This is a genomic window from Sandarakinorhabdus sp., assembly GCF_041689835.1.
Taxonomy (GTDB): Bacteria; Pseudomonadota; Alphaproteobacteria; order Sphingomonadales; family Sphingomonadaceae; genus Sandarakinorhabdus.
In genome coordinates, this window is record NZ_JBDNFM010000185.1 from 1 (window position 1) to 4,525 (window position 4,525).

Annotated in this window: 4 protein-coding genes; 1 reads left to right on the top strand and 3 read right to left on the bottom strand. The window is 68.9% G+C overall.

What is annotated here, in order from left to right; translation table 11 throughout:
- Positions 1–1,500, top strand: a 1,500-nt coding sequence (locus ACESL8_RS09800; protein WP_372918293.1) for a hypothetical protein, incomplete at its 5' end; no start/stop codon positions are given.
- A 15-nt stretch (positions 1,501–1,515) separates the two neighbouring features.
- Here the strand turns inward: ACESL8_RS09800 and eda are convergent.
- The 3 genes from eda to zwf all read right to left on the bottom strand — a co-directional run.
- Positions 1,516–2,130, bottom strand: coding sequence for a bifunctional 4-hydroxy-2-oxoglutarate aldolase/2-dehydro-3-deoxy-phosphogluconate aldolase (eda, locus tag ACESL8_RS09805; protein WP_372918295.1), 615 nt, complete (start codon positions 2,128–2,130; stop codon positions 1,516–1,518).
- Positions 2,127–3,101: a glucokinase gene (gene glk / locus ACESL8_RS09810; RefSeq protein WP_372918297.1), complete on the bottom strand. Its 975-nt coding sequence runs from the start codon at positions 3,099–3,101 to the stop codon at positions 2,127–2,129. The genes eda and glk overlap by 4 nt, the downstream gene beginning before the upstream one ends.
- Positions 3,094–4,525 (bottom strand): glucose-6-phosphate dehydrogenase (gene zwf, locus ACESL8_RS09815; protein WP_372918299.1); only part of this gene is annotated, 1,432 nt, incomplete at its 5' end. The genes zwf and glk, both read right to left, overlap by 8 nt.

A 4,525-nucleotide genomic window follows, 5' to 3' on the forward strand; every position in this document is an offset into this window, starting at 1 on the left:
ACGGCGTTGGCGGCGTGGGCTGGGCTGGCGGCGCCGGGCAGCCTGCCGTGGCTGGTGCTGCACGATGTGCGGGTGAAGGCCCGCGGCCGCCAAAGCCGCTGGGGCCGCATAATTGCCATGGTGTTGCTGGCGGCGCTGCCGGTAGTCGGCGGCGCGCTGATGGCATGGCGCGTGCGCGCCGGGGCGGATCTGCCGCTGGCGGCGCTGGGCTATGTCGGCGCTGTGCTGCTGGGCATGATGCTGGTGATGATCAGTTCGGCCTATGCCCATGTGCTGCGCCTGGGGCGGGACCGCGGTGAACTGGAATTGCTGCTGACGGCGCCGCTGCCGGTGGCGCGCGTGGTGGCGGCGCGGGTGGCGGGCGTGCAGGCAGTGGTGGCGCTGCCATTCCTGTTGCTCACGGCGCCGTTTTTCCTCGTCTCGGCCGTGCTGGGCCATGTCGGTTGGCTGGCTGGCCCGCTGGTGGTGATTTGCGCGGCGCTGGTGGCCACGGCGCTGGCGCTCAGCATTGCCACGCTGCTGGACCGCCTGCTCGGCCCGGCGCTGGCCAAGCTGGCGGCGCAGGTTGCGGGCGTGGGCCTCGCCGGCGGCGTGTTTGCACTGGGCCAGGCGCCCAATTTCGCGCCGAAGTGGTTCAACGCCCAACTGGCGTTCTTCTCGCAGCGGCCGCCCGCCCCGTTCGATTTGCCGGCGCAGGCGGTGTTTGGCCGGCCGCTGGCGCTGATCGTTGTGCTCGGCCTGGCGCTGGCGGCGGTGCAGTTTTCGGTGTGGCTGGCGGCCGAGCGCCTTGAAGCGGCACCGGCTGATCCCACCGCCGCCCCATCGGCGCCGCGCCGCAGTGGCCGTGGGAGCAGCCGGGCGGTGCGCTTTGGCGGCAGCGCCTTTGCGGTGCTGTTCGGCAAGGAACTGAAACTGCTGGGCCGCGATCCTGAACTGATCTCCCAGATCGGCCAGCAACTGGTGTTCATGGTGCCGATTCTGGCGCTGATCTTCACCGATGGTGAAGTCACGCCGGTGCGGCTGGCGGCGGCCGGCGTTTTTTTGTCGGGTGCCTTGTCGTCGTCGCTGGCCTGGCTGGTGCTGTGCGCCGAAGATGCGCCCGATCTGATCGCCGCGGCGCCGTTGCGGCCCGGCGTGGCCATCCGCGCCAAGCTGACCGCTGCGCTCACGCCGCCGCTGGTGATGGTGGCAGTACTGGCGCTGATCGTGCTGCCCAAATCACCGGCGGCGGTGGCGGTGATGCTGCCGATGGCGCTGGTGGCCGGCCTGGCCAGCGCCGCCATGCAGGCGTGGACCCAGCCGCCGGCGCGCCGCAGCGCCTTTCGCAAGCGCTATCGCAGCTCGTTGTTGATGGCGGTGGGGGAATTCGTGCTGCTGGGCAGCCTTGCCGCCGCAACCCGCCTGTTGCTGGTGGGCAGCTGGTGGGCCTTGGCAGCGCTGGCAGTGCCGGCGCTGCTGCTGGCCGGGGTGTGGTGGTTCCGGCTGAAGCCGGCCGAATAGGCCCGGATCATTGCCTCATCGCCTCAGCGCCGCTGCCGCACGCGCCCGCGTTTCGATCGCGGCCCAATCGGTTTCGCCGCGCTTTGCGATCCAGCTGCCGCCAACACAGGCCACCGCAGGTTCCGCGAGCCAGGCTGGCGCATTTTCCGGGCTGATGCCGCCGGTGGGGCAAAAACGCACCCCGGCAAAGGGCGCTGCCAGCGCGCGCAGCATGGGCAGGCCGCCGGCCGCCACTGCGGGGAAGAATTTCAGCCGGGTGAAGCCCATTTCCTGGGCGCGGATAATGTCGCTGGCGCTGGCCACGCCGGGCAGGAACGGCACACCGCTGGTGCGCGCCGCCGATCCCAGCGCCGCAGTAATGCCGGGCGAAACGATGAATTGCGCGCCGGCAGCCAGCGCCGCCGCCAGATCGCCAGCCGTAATCACCGTGCCGGCGCCAACGATGGCACCGCGCACCTTGGCCATTTCGGCGATTACCTCCAGCGCGTGGGGGGTGCGCAGCGTCACCTCCAGCACCGGCAGGCCGCCGGCAACCAGCGCTTCCGCCAGCGGCCGTGCATGGGCAACATCGTCCACCACCAGCACCGGGATTACGGGCGCGGCGTTCATCACGCTGTCGATATCGATCATCGCGGTTTCCTGCCAAAGGCGGCGGCAGCACCAAACAGGCCGGGCTGCGGGTGGGTGATCAGCTTGACGGGCAGGCTGCGCATCAGCGTCCCGAACCGGCCTTTTGCCGCAAAGCGCCCGGCAAAGCCAGAGCGCGGCAGATGATCGGCCAGCCGCGCGCCCAGCCCGCCGCCGATCACCACGCCGCCGGCGCCGTGCGCCAGCGCGATGTTGCCGGCAAATGTGCCCAGCGCCTGGGCGAAGCGATCGAGCGCGGCAGCGGCAAGGCGGTCGTCGCCGCTCAGGGCGAGGCTCCATAGCGTCTTGTCGTCCATCGGCTGGACGGTGCGATTTTCCAAAGATGCCAGCGCGGCGTGGATATCGGCGAGGCCCGGCCCGCAAACCACCCGTTCGGTTGAAACGCGGCCAAAACGGCGACGGAAATGCGCCAATATCGCATCGTCCAGCGCATCCACCGGCGAAAAATCGCCGTGGCTGCCTTCGGTGGGCAGCACCTGCCAGTCGTCGCCGCCGCGCTTGACCAGCAGGCCAACGCCCAGCCCGGTGCCGGGGCCAAGAACGGAGATGGTGCCGGTATCGGGCAGCGGCCTGTCGGGCCCGCAGATGTGACGAAACGCATCGGCCCCGAAAGCGCCCACGGCATAGGCCACGGCTTCGAAATCATTGACCAGCACATGGGCATCAAGGCCCAGTTCCTCGTTCACTTGGCCCGGGCGGATCACCCAGGGATTGTTGGTCAGCTTCAGCTGATCACCCGCCACCGGGCCGGCAACGGCGATGGCGGCGGCGCGCGGCAGCGGCCGGCCAATCGCGGCGCCGAAGGTTTCCCACGCCGTCTGCAGGCTGGCATGTTCGGCGCAGCGCATCACCACCGGATCACCCAGCGCCGCCACTTGGCCGGCATCATCCAGCCGGGCCAGCGCGAAACGGGCGTGAGTGCCGCCGATGTCTGCGGCCACAAGCTCAGTCATGCCAGCTGACGCCGTCGCGTTCGGTGAGCGCGATGGCCGCCGCCGGGCCCCAGTTGCCGGCGGCATAGGGCTTCACGCGCATGCCGGTTTGCGCCCAGCCGTTGCGGATCGCGTCGATCCAGGTCCATTGCGCCTCCACCTCGTCGCGGCGCACAAACAGGGTTTGGCGGCCTTCCACCAGATCCAGCATCAGCCGTTCATAGGCGATGCGGCGGCGCACGTCGGCAAAGGCGCCGGGAATGCCGATGTTCAGCGGCACGGCGCGCAGCTTCAGCCCGTCCCGATCAAGCCCCGGCACCTTGGCCATCATCTGCAGGCCGATATTTTCGTCGGGCTGGATTGAAATGATCAGCTTGTTGGCGGTCAGGGCGGCATCGCCGAACATCGAATGCGGGACGGGGCGGAACTGCACGATAATCTCGCTCACCCGCTCCGGCACGCGCTTGCCGGTGCGCAGGTAAAACGGCACGCCTTTCCAGCGCCAATTGTCGACATGGGCTTTCAGCGCCACGAACGTCTCGGTATCGGAACCGCGGCCCAGTTCATCAAGATAGCCTGGCACCGGCGCGCCGGTGATGGCGCCCGCGCCATACTGGCCGCGCACGCTGTGGTTTTCCACCTCCCGCGCCGTGATCGGGCGGAGCGAGCGCAGCACCTTGACCTTTTCATCACGCACGGCCGCCGGGTCGAGCCGGGCCGGCGGCTCCATGGCGACCAACGCCAGCAGTTGCAGCATGTGGTTTTGCACCATGTCGCGCAGCGCCCCCATGCCATCATAGTAATCGGCGCGGCTTTCCAGCCCCACGGTTTCGCCCACACTGATCTGCACCGACGAAATGCCGGCAGCGTTCCACAGCGGTTCGAACAGGATGTTGCCGAACCTGAGCGCGAGCAGATTCTGGACGGTTTCCTTGCCCAGATAATGATCGATGCGGAAAATCTGGCTTTCGGGATAGGCCGCGGCCACGGCGTCGTTGATGGCGCGGCTGCTGGCAAGATCGTGCCCCAGCGGCTTTTCCAATGCGAGGCGCGCGCCGGCACAGGCCAGGCCAGCGCCCGAAAGCCCGGCAATCGTCGATTCGAACAGGCTGGGCGCAGTCGACAGGAAAATTGCCAGCCGGCACGGATCGCCAACTTCGGCCGCAAGTGCGCCAAAACCCTCGGCGCGGGTGGCGTCCAGCGGCACATAGGCGAGCCGATCGAGGAAGCCCGCAACGGCAGCGTCCGGGCGGCGATCTGCTTCGATGAACTGGTCCAGCGCCTTGGCCGCCAGCGCACGGAAGCCGGCGCTGTCCAGCCCGGAACGCGCGGTGCCCACAATGCGCAGATCGGGGTGCAGCAGGCCGTCCACATGCAGGCCGAACAGCGACGGAATCAGCATGCGCCGCGACAGGTCGCCGGTGGCGCCAAACAGCAGCAGGGAG